12 protein-coding genes and 1 pseudogene are annotated in these 17,164 nt (G+C 73.6%); 4 read left to right on the top strand and 9 right to left on the bottom strand.

What is annotated here, in order from left to right:
* Nucleotides 1-208: 208 nt before the first annotated feature.
* The 3 genes from AB0D10_RS32270 to AB0D10_RS32260 all read right to left on the bottom strand — a co-directional run bounded on the left by AB0D10_RS32270 (nt 209) and on the right by AB0D10_RS32260 (nt 5,178).
* Nucleotides 209-1,660 carry a hypothetical protein gene (locus tag AB0D10_RS32270; protein WP_360262505.1) on the bottom strand — a complete coding sequence of 484 codons (1,452 nt, stop codon included), beginning with the start codon at nt 1,658-1,660 and terminating at the stop codon, nt 209-211.
* A gap of 365 nt (nt 1,661-2,025) precedes the next feature.
* Nucleotides 2,026-3,927: a methyltransferase gene (locus AB0D10_RS32265; protein ID WP_360262504.1), complete on the bottom strand. Its 1,902-nt coding sequence runs from the start codon at nt 3,925-3,927 to the stop codon at nt 2,026-2,028.
* A gap of 87 nt (nt 3,928-4,014) precedes the next feature.
* The gene (locus AB0D10_RS32260) at nt 4,015-5,178 is read right to left on the bottom strand and encodes a 4-hydroxybenzoate 3-monooxygenase (RefSeq protein WP_360262509.1); all 1,164 of its coding nucleotides are present in this window, start codon (nt 5,176-5,178) and stop codon (nt 4,015-4,017) included.
* Nucleotides 5,179-5,504: 326 nt separating this feature from the next.
* Here AB0D10_RS32260 and AB0D10_RS32255 point away from each other — a divergent pair, with 326 nt between their 5' ends.
* Nucleotides 5,505-6,203 (top strand): hypothetical protein, encoded by a 699-nt coding sequence (locus AB0D10_RS32255; RefSeq protein ID WP_360262503.1) that lies wholly within the window; start codon nt 5,505-5,507, stop codon nt 6,201-6,203.
* Between the two features lie 988 nt (nt 6,204-7,191).
* On the opposite strand, the gene AB0D10_RS32250 is transcribed toward AB0D10_RS32255, so the two are convergent.
* The 3 genes from AB0D10_RS32250 to AB0D10_RS32240 all read right to left on the bottom strand — a co-directional run bounded on the left by AB0D10_RS32250 (nt 7,192) and on the right by AB0D10_RS32240 (nt 9,811).
* Nucleotides 7,192-7,644, bottom strand: a complete 453-nt coding sequence (locus AB0D10_RS32250) for a hypothetical protein (protein WP_360262502.1) — start codon at nt 7,642-7,644, stop codon at nt 7,192-7,194.
* 173 nt (nt 7,645-7,817) lie between these two features.
* On the bottom strand, nt 7,818-9,485 hold the full coding sequence (locus AB0D10_RS32245) for an alpha/beta hydrolase (RefSeq protein ID WP_360262501.1): 1,668 nt from the start codon (nt 9,483-9,485) through the stop codon (nt 7,818-7,820).
* Nucleotides 9,482-9,811: a hypothetical protein gene (locus AB0D10_RS32240; protein WP_360262500.1), complete on the bottom strand. Its 330-nt coding sequence runs from the start codon at nt 9,809-9,811 to the stop codon at nt 9,482-9,484. The genes AB0D10_RS32245 and AB0D10_RS32240 overlap by 4 nt, the downstream gene beginning before the upstream one ends.
* Before the next feature lie 633 nt (nt 9,812-10,444).
* Here AB0D10_RS32240 and AB0D10_RS32235 point away from each other — a divergent pair.
* A complete protein-coding gene (locus tag AB0D10_RS32235; protein ID WP_360262499.1) occupies nt 10,445-12,640 on the top strand; it encodes a protein kinase in 2,196 nt (731 codons plus the stop codon).
* Between the two features lie 104 nt (nt 12,641-12,744).
* Nucleotides 12,745-13,731 (top strand): hypothetical protein, encoded by a 987-nt coding sequence (locus AB0D10_RS32230; RefSeq protein ID WP_360262498.1) that lies wholly within the window; start codon nt 12,745-12,747, stop codon nt 13,729-13,731.
* Between the two features lie 100 nt (nt 13,732-13,831).
* Here AB0D10_RS32230 and AB0D10_RS32225 read toward each other — a convergent pair whose 3' ends face one another.
* The 3 genes and pseudogenes from AB0D10_RS32225 to AB0D10_RS32215 form a co-directional block, all read right to left on the bottom strand.
* Complete coding sequence (locus AB0D10_RS32225) at nt 13,832-14,176, bottom strand: hypothetical protein (protein WP_360262497.1); 345 nt, start codon at nt 14,174-14,176, stop codon at nt 13,832-13,834.
* 435 nt (nt 14,177-14,611) lie between these two features.
* A pseudogene (locus AB0D10_RS32220) lies at nt 14,612-14,767 on the bottom strand (sigma factor-like helix-turn-helix DNA-binding protein); the annotation flags it as partial.
* Nucleotides 14,768-14,895: 128 nt separating this feature from the next.
* Complete coding sequence (locus AB0D10_RS32215; protein ID WP_360262496.1) at nt 14,896-15,483, bottom strand: rhomboid family intramembrane serine protease; 588 nt, start codon at nt 15,481-15,483, stop codon at nt 14,896-14,898.
* An 895-nt stretch (nt 15,484-16,378) separates the two neighbouring features.
* Here AB0D10_RS32215 and cseB point away from each other — a divergent pair.
* Nucleotides 16,379-17,134 carry a two-component system response regulator CseB gene (gene cseB, locus AB0D10_RS32210; protein ID WP_360262495.1) on the top strand — a complete coding sequence of 252 codons (756 nt, stop codon included), beginning with the start codon at nt 16,379-16,381 and terminating at the stop codon, nt 17,132-17,134.
* The last annotated feature ends 30 nt before the right edge of the window (nt 17,135-17,164 follow it).

The following is a 17,164-nucleotide window of genomic DNA, read 5'->3' as shown; positions in this document are numbered from 1 at the left end:
GTGCATCGGTGGAAAGGACCCCATCGCAAGAACCGGGGTCACCGCCGCCGATCGCCGCAGTCATCCCCGCGCCGACCAGGCTTCCCGGCACACCTGTGGTCATCTTATCGGTGCGTTAGCCGGGAGCGGCAGGGCCGAATCGCTCGGGCACCGGAGCACAGCCGACACGAACGACGAACCGGATGTCGGTGACCCCTGGCCCTCGCGGTCAGGCGAACTCGCGCAGGCGCGGCCGCACTCCCAGCGCGGCCATGGCGAGCGCCGCCGCCAGGGCCGCCGCGCCCAACCCGGCGGTGGTGGCGTCGAGGTCGTCGTCGGTGGTGGCGACCGCGGCCTCGAAGGCACGCTGGTTGATCGCCTGGTTGTCGTCCAGGGCGGCGCTGAGCGTCCCGAAGTCGGCGTTCGACTGGCCGGGAGTGAGGCCGGTGTTGTAGGTCACGGCCTCCTTCAGCTTGCCCTGGGCGTTCAGCTCGCGGATCTTCCGGTCGTCGCGCTGGTACTGCTGGAAGGCGGTCAACACCCGCTCCGCCGCGTCCTGTTCACCGGCAAAGGTGATGTTGCGCAGTTCGTCGCCGAGGTAGCCGTCGAACCCCACCTGGCCGTGGCCGGCCCGGTGCTTGTCGGCCAGTGCGGCCAGCCGGTCGTTGTACGTGGTCAGGGTGGCGCCGTCGACCCGGGCGAAGGACTGGGTCTTGTCGAGGAAGCTCTGCTCGTAGGCCGCAGCCCTGGCGGGGTCGGTCAGGTAGCGGCTCTCGTCGGCGTTGAGGTCGTACGCGACCGCGCGGGCCCGGCTGAGGGCGATCACCGAGTCGAAGGAGTTGCTCTTGGCGACCACCAGCTGGTGGTCCGCGCGGGAGGTCAGCGTCAGCGCGGTGACCAGGCCGATGACGGTGAGCAGACTCGTGACGGCCAGGGGCACGTTCACCAGCCGTCGGAAGCGCACCGCCAGCAGCCGTTGCAGCAGCCCGAGCACGACCAGCGCGAACAGACCGGTGAGCAGGATCCACCACCAGCCGCCGGCCAGGGCGTCACGCCGGTCGGTGTAGTTGCCCTCCACGACGGCCGCGTTGGCCTTGGTCACCTCGTCGACCGCCGGCAGCAGCTGCTGGCGCAGCAGGTCGGTGGCCTGCCGGTAGGCCGCGAGGGCGTCTGCGGACGGGCGGCCGGCCGGGGCGTGGGCCTGCTCCTCCAGCAGCTGGGCGCGGGCCACCAGGGCCTCGTAGCGGCCGAGTTCACCGATGACGGTCTGCACGGCCCGCTGCCCGGCCGCATCGCCGGCCACTGCCTCGGTGACGCGCTGCAGGTCGGTGTCGGCCTGGGAGCGGCGCTGCTCGTAGGTGTCCAGGGTCTGCTTGCGCAGCGCCGTGTAGTCCGGATCCGCGCCGAACAGCAACAGGTTCGCGGCCTGGGCGTCCATGTCGTTGAGCGCGAAGTACAGGTCCGCCGAGCGCACCACCTGCGGGGCGGCCTGGTGGCCGATGACGTCCGTGCCGTCCCGGGCCTCGCCCAGGACGGCGCCGGTGGCCGCTCCAGCGACAAGCAGCGCCGCGAGGCAGAGGCCGGTGAGAGCGCGCACCAGGCGCGGGGTGTTCCACCAGTCCCGGCTGCGCCAGGAGCGGCCGGACAGGTGACGGGGGGCGCGCGGCGCGGGGAGTGGCACGGCCGTCTCCGGTCGCGCCGTCTCCGACGCGAGCGTTTTCCCCACGACAGCCGTACCGCCCGACGTTCCCGTTGGCATCGCCGCGTGCCCCCTCCCCTGTTTTTCACTGGCCGCCGAACCTTCCCCGGAGGAACCCGCCGGGGTCGGGGTTCGGCAAACGGTCCGCTGCCAGGCCCCACGCCCGGGCAGCGAACCGTTTCCTCGCAGCTCACACTAGGTGCGGCCGAACACCAGTCCGCTTGCCCTGACGGCTCCTTGACGCGGCCGACGGCCATCTTGACGGGGCATTCACGCAGGATCCGTCCGGGTCCGCGGTCCCGGCACGGTGCGTGCAGAGCTGCTGGCTCTCAGTGCGCGATCGTCCACTACTGCTCGGCGGACCGCGCCGGGACGTACCGCGCCTCACGTCGCGCCTCGCGTCGGTCCTCCCGCCGGTCCTCCTGCTGCGGCAGCGGCGGGCCGGCGGGCGCAGCCGTCCTGCGAACGTGCAGGACGGCGGCGCCCAGGGGCAGCGGCGCGTGGTCCACGAGGCGCAGCCCGGCGTCGGCGAACAGCCGGCCGTAGTCGTCGGTGTCGCGTTCCCGGCCCCCGGTGTTGCACATCATGTGGAGGTCCCACGCGGTGGCCAGCGACGTCGAGCCGTCCGCCGGCAGCAGGCGTTCGACGACCAGCAGGTCGGCGTGGGCGGGCATGGCGCGGGCGCAGTGGCGCAGGATCTCGCGGCAGCGCGCGTCGTCCCAGTCGTGCAGCACCCGGGACAGGAGGTAGACGTCGGCGCCCGGCGGGACATCCGCGAAGTCACCGCTGCGGTAGTCGCAGCGGTCTCCGCAGCCGGCCGCGTCGAGCCGGCGGCGCGCTGCCTCCACAGCGTGCGGGCGCTCCAGCAGGACGCCGCGCAGGTGCGGGTGCGCGGCGAGGACGAGCCCGAGGAGTTCACCGTTGCCGCCGGCGACGTCGACGACGGTCCCGGGGCGGGGCGCCCCGTCCGTGCCGGCGAGGACCGGGTGCGCGGGCAGCGGCTCGAACATCCGCGAGCTCGCGGCCATGGACTGGTCGAACAGGTCGGCGAGCTCCGGGTCGCGCGCGAAGTGGTCGAAGTGGTTCTCGCCGAAGAGGTGGTCGAAGCCGACCTCGCCGGTGCGGACGGTGTGGCCCAGGGCCGCGAAGGACCGGTAGAACGGGCCGCCGTACATCAGGGCCAGCGACCGCATCGAACCGGGGGCGTCGCTGCGCAGCAGGGCGCCGAGCTCGGTGAGCCGGAAGCCGTCCCCGTCCCGGGCCGTCACGCCCACCATCGCGAGGTAGCGCAGCAGCGTGGCCAGGCTGCCCGGGTCGGCGCCGACGGCCCGGGCGAGTGTGCGCGGTCCGGCCGGCGTGCGGGTGTCCAGGGCGTCGGGCAGCCGCAGTTGCGCGCACACCGCGAGGGCCTGCGTCGTCCACGCGCCGGTCAGCATCCGCAGGAGGTCCTCGGCCGGCCGGTGCGCCGGGTCGGTGCCGTCCGCGGCGTCCGGGCGGTCTGCGTCCTTCCGGCCGTCCGCGTCCTCCGGGCCGTCCGCGTTCTCCCGGCCGTCCGCGCCCAGGTGGGCGGCGAGCACGGCGGGGTGGTTGCCCGCGGCGTGGAGCTCCACCCGCCGGTACCCGGCCGCGGTGTGCGCGGGAGCGGTGAAGTAGAGGACCGTCGCGTCCTCGTGCGGGTTGTGGCCGCCGCCGTCCGGTGCCGCGCCGTGCCGGGCCAGCAGCGAGCACAGGCCGCCCAGCACCAGGGCGTCCGGGCGGGCGACCTCGAAGGCGAGGTGCGCCTCCTCCCGGTGTGCGCGCTCGTACGCGGCGACGGCGGCCAGGTCCGAGCCCGGCGGCGCGGGCAGGGCGAACACCTCGACGGTCCGCTCCCGGTGCGGCCCGGGCACCGGCGGGCGCACGATCCTGACGTCGAGCCCGGCTTCGTCGAGGCCGTGCCGACGGGCCAGGCGCCCCCGCACCACAGTGCTCGGGTAGGACGGCGTGTCCGGGTCCAGCCCGCAGGCGGCCAGGTGGGCGCGCAGCGCGCCGTCGTCGGGCGGGAAGACCAGCAGCGCGGCGTGCGCGAACCGGCAGTGGTCGGCCAGCGCCCGCAGCTCCGGACCGTCGAGGCCGGGCAGCAGGAGTCGGAGCAGGGTGGCGGTGTCCTGTTCCTCGACGAACGCGGCCGCCTCGCGCAGGCGGGCCGCGTCGTCCGGGACTGTCGCGTGGTCCAGGGGTGTCGCGTGGTCCGGGGGTGTCGCCGTCATCGCGGGGCATCACTTTCCGGTGGTCGGGTCACGCCGGCCGTGACCCGGGAGTGAGGGGGAGCGTGCGGGGAGAGGGCGGGCGGAAGGTCACACGCCGACGTAGTTCTCGGCGAACCAGTCCTGATGGGCGCGCGAGGTGCACAGCGAGTCCAGGCGCGAGCGCCGCAGCGATTCGTGGAAGAACGATTCGCCGTCCGTGCCGGGGGCGGCGTGCAGCAGCCGGATCATCCAGCACGAGAACTCCTGTGCGCGCCAGATGTGGGCCAGGCAGCGTCGCGAGTACCGCTCCAGCGCCGTGGCGTCGCCGTGGGCGAGGTCGCCGACGAGGGCCTCGGCGAGGAGTTCGGCCTCCAGCACCGCGAGGTTGGCGCCCTTTGCGGCGGAGGGGCTGATCAGGCTCGCGGCGTCCCCGGCCAGCAGCAGCGAACCGTGGCGCAGCGGTTCGACGACGTCGGAGGAGAGGTCGACGACGGTGCGCCGGAGGATCCTGCCGCGGCGCAGCGGCCCGTGGTCGGCGGCGCGCATCCGCAGGTCGAGGCGGTCCCAGACCTGCTCGTCGGTCCAGGCGTCGGCCGGGGTGCCGCGCTCGCACTGCAGGTAGTAGCGGGTCACCTCGGGGGTGCGGGCCATGTGTCCGGCGAAGCCGCTCCGGTGGGTCGCGTAGCCGACGGCGTCGAGGCTCGGGGGCGCCTCGGCGAGCAGGCCGAGCCAGCTGACGCCGTGGTCGCGGTGGTGGCGCAGGGCGGTCGGGGGCAGCGAGCGCCGGGCCGCGCCGTGCCGGCCGTCGCACCCGGCCACGTAGCGGGCCTGCCACCGGGTGGGGCGGCCGTGCGCGTCGCGCGCGGCGACGACGGGCCGGACGCCGTCGGCGTCGTGCACGGCCAGCGCCTCGGTGCCGAAGCTGATCCGGCCGCCGGCGTCCAGGTAGTGCGTCAGCAGGTCCGCGACGAGGTCCTGCTGGGGGTAGACGGTGTGCAGCTCACGGCGCCCGAGGGAGCCGTAGTCCAGGCGGAAGCGGCCGCCGTCGGTGCGGAACTCGCACACGCCGTGCGGGCGGCCGTGGCGGCGCAGGCCGTCGGCGAGGCCGTGGCGTTCGAGCGTGCGGACGGTGTTCGCCGCGAGGAAGCCGGCCCTGGCCCGGGCCCCCAGGGCGGCCCGGTCGGAGCGTTCGAGGACGACGCAGTCGATCCCGTGCGCGTGGAGGAGGTTCCCGAGGGTCAGCCCGGCCGGTCCCGCGCCGAGGATGACCACGGCGGCGGACTCCTGGTCTGCTGAGCTGTTCTGACGTGTGGTCACAGAAAGTGGATCATAGGCGTCATCGGATACATAAATGGTCGGAAATAACCCGAATCAGCTATTAGTGGGATGATCCGCCCTTCTTCTTGTCGCTCCGCCGGGCCGTCGGCCCCGGGTCCCCGCCGACCAGGGCAGCCCCTCTCGTAGGGCGGCTCACCGAACGGAGGGGACGATCCACCATGACCAGCAGCACCCAGCCGACACGCCAACAGCTGCCGGCCCGACGCGCCAACCGGCCGCCGGACCACGGCGTGACCGCACCGGCGAGGTCACAATGAGGCATGCGACCAAGCCCCGGCCCGGCCGGTACGCCGGCGGTGACCCCCGACCCGGCCGCCCTGCGCGGCGAGCGCTGGTGGCCGGTGTCGACGGCGATCGCAGCCGCCGCGCTGCTCCACGTGGCGCTGCCCGCGGCGTACCGGCTGGACCCCGTGTGGGTGGTCCCCGTGGTCATGTTCACACTGCTGGCGGTACTGATCATCGGGGACCCGGGCCGGATCGACCGTCAGAAGACCTGGCTCCGGGTGGTCACCGAAGCCATGATCGCCTTCATCACCGCGTCGAACCTGCACGCGGGCGTCCACCTCGTGGTGGACATCCTGACCAACAACAAGCTGTTCGCCAACAACGCCACCGGCCTGCTCGCCACCGGCGGAGTCACCTGGATCACGAACGTGATCGCCTTCGCGCTCTGGTACTGGGACCTGGACCGCGGCGGCGCCGCCGCCCGCGCCCACCGGCCCCACCAGAAGCCCGTGTTCGTCTTCCCCGAGATGCAGCACACCACCCACGCACCGGCCGACTGGGTGCCGCACTTCGCCGACTACCTGTCACTGTCCTTCTGGACCGCCACCGCGTTCAGCCCCACCGACGTCTCCGCGATCAAGAGGTGGGCCAAACTGCTGATGATGGTGGAGGCCGCGACCTCCCTCATCGTGGCCACCCTGGTGATCGCCCGCGCGATCAACATCCTGCAGTGACCCGGTCGACCAGCACGGTCGACCAGCACGGTCGACCAGCACGGTCGCCCCGACCTCGACCAGCACGGCCGGCTCGAAAAACTGCCCCCCGGCCCGCCGGCCGCTCACCCGTGTCCCCACGGGCCCCTTCAGCCCACGGCCTCCGGCGGTTCGATGCAGGGCCGCTGACCTGCTAGTGTTCTTCCTGTCGCGAGGGAATGATTCCTCGCCAGGCGTCAGCGGTGCTACCAGAGCACGTCCTACTTTCAGTAGGAAGAGTCCGTGCAACCCGGGCCTGGCGCTCCACAGTTCGGATGAGGTCCGGCACCCACCAGGGTGCCGGACCTCATTCGCGTTCACGGCCCGTACGGGCGAAAACCGGGAGGCAGAACGCACCCGGGATGCGCGACACTTCGCCGGGTGATCGTGATGCAGCCCGTCCTGGAGGCGGTTCCTCGCAGCTTCGGCCTCTGGCCCGTCGCCGACATCCCGCCGTCCGGCTTTCTGCCCCTCAGCGGCCGGCTCTCGTCCGCCGAGGTCGGGACGGCGATGATGCTCATCGCGAGCTGCAATCCGATGCCGAAGACCTCGCCGCCGATACCGCTTCGGACCGGAGCCGGAGGCCTGTTCGTACCAGGGTGGTCCCGGGCTCTCCGGGGCCTCCCGGAGAAGGTCATCCCAGCCGCAGGCCCGGATCCCGGCTGGGCCGCAGACCGCGTGAGCGTGTTTCAGGCGTCACGGCGCACGGCGGGATCCTGCCGTCCGCCACGCAGTCGGGTCACTCCTGGCCGCTCCCGGCTGTCCCGGGATCGATGTCGGTACCGGGTCGCTGACCTGCTAGTATTCTTCTCGTCGCGAGGGAGAACGATTCCTCGCCAGGCGTCAGCGGTGCTACCAGAGCACGTCCTACTTTCAGTAGGAAGAGTCCGTGCAACCCGGGCCTGGCGCTCCACAGTTCGGACGAGGTCCGGCACCTGCCCAGGTGCCGGACCTCGTTCGCGTTCACGGGTCAGCGGGAGGTCGTGGACGGCGGCGGGGGCAGCAGGCACGGGGTGTTGACCCGGAAGAGCAGCAGGCCTCCGGTCGTGGTCTGGACCGTGATCAGGTACCGGCTCGATGCCTGGGAGGCGTCGACGACCGTGTCCACCTTTCCGTCGGCGGTCTCGCGGTAGCCGTCGATCGTGAAGCCCTGCTGTTCGAGCATCGTGCGGACCTTGCGGACGGCCTCCGGATGCCGGTCGAGCGGAGCGGAGCTGTAGACCGCGTACGACATCGTGTACCGGCCGTCCTCGGCGACCTCGTCGTTCCTGCCGACGCAGTCGTTGAAGAACGGCTCGGCGCTGCCGGGATCGAGGGTGACGCCGGCGGTCTGCGCCATGTACGCGGTCATGTGGTGGGCCCAGTCCTGGGCGTCCTGGCGGGCCTTGACCGGGAGCGGCGCGGCGGGACCGGGCACGGACATGCATCCTCCGAGGGTCAGGGTCAGGGACAGACAGAGCGCTGTCGCGACAGCGCCGCCCGGGCGCCGGATTCCGGCGCGGCGTGCGGCGGGTCGCGGCAGTGGGAACGGCACGGTGAAGTTCCTTGCGGCCAGGGGAGAGTGACGACGGGAGGCGGCCGGGCCGGCTCCCGCGCTCACGGGGGAAGCAGTGGGCTGTCGTGCTCCTTGGGAACCGTGGTCGGCTTCGCTCCGACGATGATCCGGCCCTGGTTGGCGAGGCTTTCGCTGCCGCCGTCCCAGTACCCGCTGTGCCCGGAGGTGTCGACCCGGAGGTTGTTCCCGCCGAACCGGTCGGTCATCGGGTCGGCGCCGAGGCTGAGTCCCGCGGCGAGTTCGATCGGGTCGTCCGTTGCCCTGCCGGTCCAGAAGTGGCCCGGTTCGACGTGGAGTTGGTCGGCGCGCCGGACGGTCATCCCGGGACTCGCGATGGCGACGACGTCGTCGGCGCCCAGTCCGTCCCCGCCCGCAGCGGCCGCGCCGACGAGCGTCGTCCCGTAGCTGTGGCTGAGGACCGAGAGGTGGCCGTGGTGGTCGCCCTGGGCGACCCGGGTGCCCTGGGTGAACCGGCGCAGGGCCTCGGCGCCGTCCTCGGCCCGGGTGGTGCCGGCGACGGAGACGTTCGGCTCCTGGAGGACGGGGATCTCGGGGGCGTCGTACCCGAGCCACGAGATCACCGACACTTTCTGACCGCTCCCCTTCGACGCCTGCTTCGCGGCCTCCCGCAGGTCGTCGACGCGGGCGAGCTGACCCGGTGTGCTGTCGATCGTCGTCCCGGTGCCGGGCACCAGGACGGCGGTGTGGTCGGCCGTGTCGGGGTTCCCCATGGCGATGATCGCCCGGCCGTCGCCGCCGTACGCCCCGGCGTCGTAGCCGAGCAGGAACAGCTGCTTGTCCTCGGCCGCGGTGTCGTGCGCGTCGAGCTGTTCCTTGAGCTTCATCAGGGACTGCTCGCGGGCGTTGTACGCGCCGGACGTGGTGCCGCCTCCGCTCGCGCCGCCGGCCTTCAGCCCGTCGAGCTCCTGGTCGAGGGCCAGCCGGTTCGCCTCGTCCCGGGCCGCTGCGGGCAGTCCGTCGAGGCTGCCGATCCGGTCCGGGTAGAGCGCGAGGTAACTGCTGCGCTGCTCAGGTGTCAGCGACATCCACCAGTCGGCGGCCTTCCGCGGGTCGGTGTTGTCGGGAATGTACGGACCGACGAGCCCGAGGTCCTTCGCGACGTCCTTCACGTCGGCGGCGGTCTCGGCGGCGGAGCCGAACGCCCTCGGCCGGGTCAGGACGTCGGCGTCGAGGCGGCCGAGGGCGAGGCTGCCCCTGTCGCTCGCCTCCTTCGCCGCGGCCAGCGCCTTGTCGATCCGCTCCCGGACGTCCCCGCGCAGGGCGGCCAGCGCCTTGCGCGCGGGGTCGGATCTGGCCTCGGGGTCGTTCTGTTCGCCCTTGCCCAGTGGCGGCAGGTTCACCGTCCCGTCGGCGCCGACGGTCAGGCCCCACTCCTCGGCGCGGTGCAGGGCGTTGTTCAGATCGGTCTGCGCCTGGTGGATCCGGTCGGCGACGGTGTCCAGGGTGAGCGCGACCGCGGCGGACTCGACCCGCACGATCTCCAGGATCTGCTCGGTCCGGCCGAGGGTGTGGAAGGCGTTCCGCGCGTCCTCGCCCTCCCACTTCGCCTGCCGCAGCGGGCCGTTCACCTGGCTGCGGTGCCTGTTGCCGGCGCACTGGGCTCCGTCGGACAGCGCTCGCCACTCCTTGGCGGCGTCGTGCAGCCCGGCCGGGTCGAACCCGAGCAGCAGCTCGAACAGGGTGCTCACCGGCCCGGCTTCTCCCATGCTTCGCCGATCCGCTGTTTCTGCCAGACCTCGGCACTGGCGTTCTCGTTGTGCGCGTAGGCCTGCGCCGTGGCGGTGAGGTTGTCGGCCGTCCTGCTGAGCCGGTCGCCGACGCCCGCCAGCACCGGCGCCCAGTTGCCTGCCACCTGGCCGAGCCGGGCGGCCACCGACCAGCCCGCCAACTGCCCGGCGGCCGTCCGGCCGGCGGCGACGGCCGTCTGACAGGGCTTCGCGAAGTCCTCGCCGATGGACCGGGCCACGCCCGCGGACATGTGGATCTCACCCGGATCGACCTTGATTCGGCCCACTGCTGCACTCCCTCCCGGAATTCCCACGGTCGGCGGCAAGCCTATTCGGTCGTCGGTGGGGGTCCGTCCGTACGGATACTCATGTACACCGGAGTGGTAACCCCGCGTCAGCGATGAGGATTCGCGCGGATTCACGTCATAGAATGGAAGGTTCGTGAGATCCGGAATGGGCGGCTTCATCGACAGGCCGACAGTCATATGACCATTCGGGCAATGCATCAGACTTCCGGCCGGACAGACCATACTCCGGACACGAACATGAGGCGTTTCCGACCTCTCATGATTCGCATGCAGATAACAGGATTCAGAGACGACCGACTCCCACGCCCCGCACATCGGACCGACCCGAGTCCGGACGACAACCGGGGCCCGGATCCCTGCACCGATCGAACGCCGGAGCTGCGGGCGGCGGACGGGCGTCGCGGGCAGCCGACGGACGCCGTGAGGGCGGCCGAATGGTTGGCACGCTGTGCGAATCACCCGTCCCGCGACCAGTCGCCCCCGGAGGCCGGGAACCCGGTGTCCACCGGGCCGCGTCCTCGTCGTCGGCCGGAGTGTCGTAGGGTGCCGCGCCGACAGACACGGCCGACGGCCGGGGACGGCGGGCACGACAGGAACGGGGAGCACGGAACGATGGACGACCGGACAGAGCAGAGCGGCAGACCCGGCGGGAGCGGCACGCCCTCCGCCGTTCCCCCTCGCACCGCCGAGGACGAGCCCACCCGGGACGAACCCACCCCGGACGAACCCACCCGGGCCGAGGACGCCCGGGCCGAGGACGCCCAGGACGAACCCGCCCGGCCCGAGGACGCCCCGCCGGCGGACGACGTCCCGCCGATCCAGGACGACGTCCCGCCGATCCAGGACGACGTCCCGCCCGTCGTCCAGGACGCCCCGTCTGCCGAGGACACCGTGGCCCACCAGGCCGAGGACACCGCGGCGCACCGGCCCGAGGAGACCGCGACGGCGGCGTCCGGGTCCGCGCCTGCCTGGGAGATCCCGGACTACGTCCACGAACGCGAGCTCGGCGCCGGGGCCAGCGGCCGCGTCGTGCTCGCGCACCACCGGGAGACCGGTACGCCGGTCGCCATCAAGTACCTCCACGACCGCATCGGCACGCCCGCGCTGCGCGCCGAGGCCGAGGTCCTCGCCCGGATCGACTCCCCTCACATCACCCGGCTCTACGAGTACGTGGAGGGCGAGCGGGGCTCGGCCATCGTGATGGAGCTGGTGGACGGCATCGCCCTGCGCGACCTGCTGCGCGCGGAGGGCGCCACCACGGCGCAGGCCGCCCTGGTCGTGCTGAAGGGCTCCCTGCTGGGCCTGGCCGCCGCCCACGAGGCCGGTGTGGTGCACCGCGACTACAAGCCCGCCAACGTGCTCGTCGACGCGGCCGGCACCTCGAAGCTGGTCGACTTCGGCATCGCGGTGCCCAGCGGCGACGACCGCGACGTCTCCGGCACCCCCGCGTACATGCCCCCCGAGCAGTGGGCGGGCCGCCCGGCGTCGCCGGCCGGGGACGTCTACGCCGCCACCGTCACATTCTTCGAGTGCCTCACCGGCGCCCGCCCGTACGGTGGCGCCACGATCGCCGAACTCGCCGTCCAGCACGCCGAGGCACCGATCCCCGCCGACCTGGCGCCCGACCTCGTCCGGCCACTGATCGTGGCGGGTCTGGCCAAGGACCCCGAGGCCCGTCCCGACAGCGCGGCCGCGTTCGTGCGCGAGCTGGAGGCGGTCGCAACGGCCGGCTACGGGCCGGGCTGGGAGGAACGCGGCCGGCTCGACCTGCTCGCTCTGCTCGCCCTGCTCGCGGCGTTGCTGCCCGGCGCCGGCGCGGCCGGCGGCGCCACCTCGCTGGCGCACACCTCCCTGGGCTCCCAGGGTTCCGGCGCGCTGGGGTCCAGGGGTGCGACCCAGGGCTCCGGCGCGCTGGGCTCCCAGGGCGTCGCACCGGCTCCCGGCGCCGCTCCGGAGGTCCCGGCCGACGGCGTCCCGGCCGACGGGGCGCTGGGCCGGGTCCCGGCCCGCCGCGGCGTTCTCGCGCGCAATCGCGGTAAGGCCCTCACCGGTGTCGCGGCGGGCGTCGTCGCGCTGGCCACGCTGGCCGGCCTGGCCGCCGCGGGGGCCACCGACGGCGGTGCCCGAACGGCCGTCGGCGCCGCCTCCCCGGAGGCGACCACCAGCATCGGCCCGCAGCAGCCGACCGACGGCGGCACCTCCCCCGCCCCGAGCGGCGACGGCGTCACCGTGAGCCCGATGCCGTCCGCGTCCGACCCGACGGCCTCGCCCTCGACCACCGCGGCCACCCCCAGTGGCGCCCCCACCGCTTCGCCGAGCACCAAGGCGCCCACGGCACCGGCGGTGCCGACCCCGCCCTCCCCCGGCCGGCCGGCCGCCCCGTCCACGCCCGCCGCGCCGGCCCCCACCACGGCCGCGCCGCCGGCCCCCGTCACCACCCCGCCGAGCCCGAGCCCAAGCCCCACGGTCGCCCCCGCCACCCTGACCGTCGGCTCGGTCAACCTGGACTCCATGACGTGCAGCGGCCGTTGGAGCCTGAGCGCCACGGCCACGGTGACGGCCCAGGGCGCCGGCAGCGGGACGCTGACCTTCAGCTGGTACCACAGCTCGGGCGGCCGGGCGATCACCGTCGCCACCGACACCGTGCCGGTCCAGAACGGCACCGCCACCGTCACCCGCGCGCACGACTTCGGGTCGGCCGACACCTTCAGCACCTGGGGCGTCCGGGTCAGCACCACCCCGGCGGCGGCCAAGCAGGGCAAGACGTCCGCCGAGACGGCCGCCTTCCTCTGCAACCCGCCCCGCTGACACTCGGCCACCGTCCCCGCGTCGTCCCCGCGTCGTCCCCGCGTCGTCCCCTTCCTTCCCCTTTGGTCCCCGCCGTCCGGTCCTGTTCCCGTCCTGGAGAAGCCATGTCCACGCCCCGCCCCGACTCCGCGCCCGACCCGGACGTGGACACGACCGTCGCTCCCGGCGCGCGCCCGGCCACCGGTGGCGGCAAGGGCGTCGCACCCGGCGCAGGTGCCGGCCCGGACGAGGCGACCGTCCGACTGCCGCGGGGAGCGGCGGCGGAGGCCACGGTCCGCCTCACCAAGGCCGAGGCCGGGATCGACACCGAGGAGGCGGAGGCGGGGAGCGCCACCTTCCTGGACCCCCGCGTCTGGGGCAGCGCCCCGCAGAGCGGGGAGACCGTCACCCTCACCGAACCGACGGAGGCCGAGGGGACGGAGGAGACGGACTCGACCACCACGCGGGCCGAGCCCCGGGACGCCGAAGCCGCGCCCCCCGCACCCGCACCGGCACCCGCACCCGCACCCGCACCCGCCGAAGCGTCAGTCCCCTCCGTTTCCGCCTCCGCCTCCGCTTCGGCCACCGCCTCTCCGGAGGAACGCCTCCTCGCCCCGGGGGAGTTGCGCCGCTTCGGCCCCGGCGTCCCCCCGATGGCCGCCGCCGCGTGGCACGGCCGGACGGTGCCGGAGGCCGGGCAGCCGCGGCGCCCCCGCCGGACGTGGCGGTGGCTGGTACCGGTGCTCCTCGTGCTCCTGGCCCTCACGGGCTTCATGTTCTGGCGCCAGCTGCGCACCCCTGCCCTGGCCGTCACCGGCGTCACCGTGACCGCCGACCCGGCGAGCCCCGGCTGTGCGGCCACCGCCGTCGTGACCGCCGCGGTGGAGACCAACGGCGGTGCCGGCACCCTGCGGTACCGCTGGCTGCGCAGCGACGGCACCACCTCGGACGAGACCGCCCAGGACGTCCGTTCCGGCACGCACCACACCGACCTGGTGCTGCGTTGGAGTTTCGAGGGCCAGGGCTCGCTCCAGGCCACCGCGACCCTGCAGCTGCTCACCCCGACCGCCCGCACCGCCGCCGCCTCCTTCACCTACCACTGCGGCGGCTGAACCCCTCCCCCGGCCCCCGGTGCCACGGCCCGCGGGAACGCGGTGCGCGCCGCCGTCCCGGGGTGCGGGACGGCGGCGCGACGGGTGCCGGGGCTTCAGGTCACGGGGTGTAGCTGACCCAGCCCTTGGTGACGGTGGTGCCCGGCGGGCAGTACAGGAGGACGTTCAGGAAGTCGGTGTGCGGGCCGTCGCTGTGCGAGTAGCCGTTCGAACAGTTGACGTTCACCCACCACTTGGTGGTGCCCCAGGCTGAGCACGAAATACCGTAGTACCACTGGCCGTTGAGGAATCCGATGGTCGGGGTGCTGCAGTTGAGGCTCTCGACGCGGGCCGGCGACGCCGTCTGCGCCTGGGCGGCCGGGGCCGCGAGGACCCCGGCCGCCGCGAACCCGGCCAGCAGACAGGCGGCGGCCGAGAGCCTCTTGCTCCTGATGTTCCTGCGCACGATTGGTTCCGTCCTCGTTGTCGGTGGTGACGGTGCCGCTGTGACCCGCGGCCGGGACGCGCCACGGCGAATATAGGGAGGGATCGTGAAGTTCCGCATATGACAGCCGCAAAGTCGCCACGGCGGTCGTACGCTGCCGCTTCACCGGTGTCCGGACGGCGGGTGCGCCGCGTGGGGTGCACCGGGTCGCGAGGGTCATGGGAACCGCACCCGACCGGGAACTCATCGGCCGAAAGCCACCGCCGACCGCACCCGCACAGCCCCACCTTCACGGCCCCGCCCCACCCTTGACGGCCCCCCACCCCTCGCGACCCGGCGCCGACGCAGCGGGCCCGGCTCTGCCGGGGTTCGCCGGTGGGCTGGTCAGGCCGGGTGGGTGGGGGTCTGCGTCATGCCGTCGACGGTCGCGCGCGCCGTGATCGCCTGGGTGAAGACGACCGTGCCTAAGGGGATGCCGAGGCACTCGGCAGCCTCGGCGTACTCCAGGCCCTCCCACACGCACAGCACCAGGACCTCGCGCTCGGATCGGCGCAGCAAACCCGTCGCGGCGATCGCGGCGGCGATCCGGCGCCGGTCGTTCCCGTGACCTGCGTCATACGCGCCGGCCCCTGCGGCCGATCCGCCGCACGCCACCGCCCGGGCCCGTCACGGGGCTTCGTGGAGATCGCCCGCATTGCGAGGAGTCGTGTCACCGCCGAAGGACCCGGGAGAGCTAGTGGCTACGCCGCAACCGGCCGCGGCGCCCGGGTGCTTCTCCGGGGTGCGAGGACGAGGCCGAGCAGGCAGCCGGTGACCAGGCCCGCGCCGTGGTTGTTGTGCAGCAGGCACAGCAACATCCCTGCCGCGGGAACGAGGGGGACGTACCAGACGCCCTTGAACGGCAGACCCAGGGCGTTCCTGCTCGACAGGCAGGTGACGGCCAGGGCGCCCAACAGCGCGCAGACGGCCACCGAGTCGCCGCCGCCTCGCGTCGACCATCCGGCCAGGCTGACCACGTGGGACAGGACACCGCCGACGAGGAAGACGGCCAGGGTCCGCCACCGCCCCAGGACCGACTCGGTGACGGCGCCGACCACGAGCAGGGCCGACAGGTTGATCGCGATCTGTGTGATGCCCGAGGACTGCACCAGCAGTGCGGTCCCGGCCCGCCACCACTGCCCGTCCGACAGGGCGCCCGGTTGGCGCATCAGATCCTCGACGACGGCGGGGACCGCGTACTGGACCACGGCCATCACCGCCATCACGGCGAACAGCGCAAGAGTGACCCAGGGCCGCCGCAGCAGGGCGGCACGGGCGACTGCGAGCATGTCGCGCGGCCCGGCTCCGGCACGCGCCGAGCGGCCGGCCCCGGCCCCTTCCCCGGTCCCGGTCCCGGTCCCGGCCCCGGAGCCTTCCGCTGGGCCGACCAGCACCAGCGTCCGCAGTCCCACGCTGACCACCACGGCAGCGCTTGCATACAACCCGATTTCATGCGGCGACAACGCCGACACCCCCGTCCGACCGATGACGGGGCAACCCGCCCCGTACGCGGGACCCATCCTCGCAATCGGGCGGAGCCCCGCACCAGCACAAATGATCACTGCCGGACCATGACAGGTGTCACACAGGAACGGCCGCCCGTGATCGGGGCCGGCGACCGGGCGCGGCCCGGGATGTCCAGGGCCCGGCGGGCGCCGGTCCGTACCGGGCTCGACCCTGATCCGGCTGCGGACATCGGCGACCACCGGGGAGTGGGTGAACGCCTCGCAGACCAGGATCAACCAGTCCGTCTCCGAGTCGAGGCAGGTCAACGCCTCGACCGGGGCGTGGCCGGGGACGGTCGAGCGCGGGTAGCGGCAGCCGGGCGACGACGCACGCTGAGCTGTCGGGCCGCGGCCCGGCGGGGGCGGCCCCGGCCCCGCCCCGAGCCGGGACGCGTGTATCCACCGTGTATCAGGCAGTGCTCGATCGGCCGTCGGCTCGTTGCGCGGAGCCCGGCCCGGGACCACCCGGAGAGGGCGAAGGAGCGCGCGACCGGCGGTGACCCGGGCGGCGGACCGGCTCCGACCTGCGTGTTCGCGGTCGCGGCGGCACCACCCGCGCGCTTCGTGCGGTGCGGCCGCCGCCTCCGGTGGCTGCCGTAGGGTTCCTCTCGGGTCGCCGCCGGCGTGGCAGTGCCGGGGCGACCGGTGCCTCGTGATCGTGCGTACAGGAGTCGTGCCCGTGTCCTCGTCCCTCCCGGCTCCGGGCTCTCCCGGTTCCACGGGTTCTCCGCAGCCCGTGCACGTCCTGCTGGTGGAGGACGACGACCTGATGCGCAGGTCGTTCGCCCTTGCGCTGGAGCGCTACGGCTACGAGGTGACGGCCGCGGCCGACGGACTGTCGGGACTGGAACGGTTCCGCGACGGAGGCTTCGACCTGCTGATCCTGGACGTGATGCTGCCCGGTCTGGACGGGATCGGCCTGTGCCGCAGGGTGCGGGAGACCAGCCTGGTGCCCGTCCTGATGATGTCCGCGCGTGGTGACGGGCTCGACGTCGTCGCCGGTCTGGAGGCCGGGGCCGACGACTACGTCGTGAAGCCGGTGGAGACGTACGTGCTGGTGGCCCGGATCCGCTCGCTGCTGCGCCGGGCGACGTACGCGGCTGCCCCGGAGCCCGGGTCCGCCCTGGACGGGCGACCGCCGGCGGAGGGCGAGGTGCTGGTGTTCGGGGACCTGAGCATCGACACCGCCGGCCTGGAGGTGGCCGTCGCGGGGAGCCCGGTCGCGCTGACCCCGACCGAACTGAAGCTGCTGCTGGAGTTCGCCGCCCGCCCCGGCGTCGTCCTGGAACGGCACGCCCTGTTGCGCGACGTCTGGGACTACGGCTGGGACGGCGACAGCCGGGTCGTCGACCTGTGCGTGCAACGGCTGCGCCGGAAGGTGGGCCGGGACCGGATCGAGACGGTCCGCGGCTTCGGCTACAAGTTCAGGCGCTGAGGCCGGTGCGGGCGTTGCGCGGAGGGCGGC

It is taken from the genome of Kitasatospora sp. NPDC048545, assembly GCF_040651155.1.
Classification (GTDB): Bacteria; Actinomycetota; Actinomycetes; order Streptomycetales; family Streptomycetaceae; genus Kitasatospora.
This window is presented reverse-complemented; position numbering and strand designations above follow the sequence as displayed.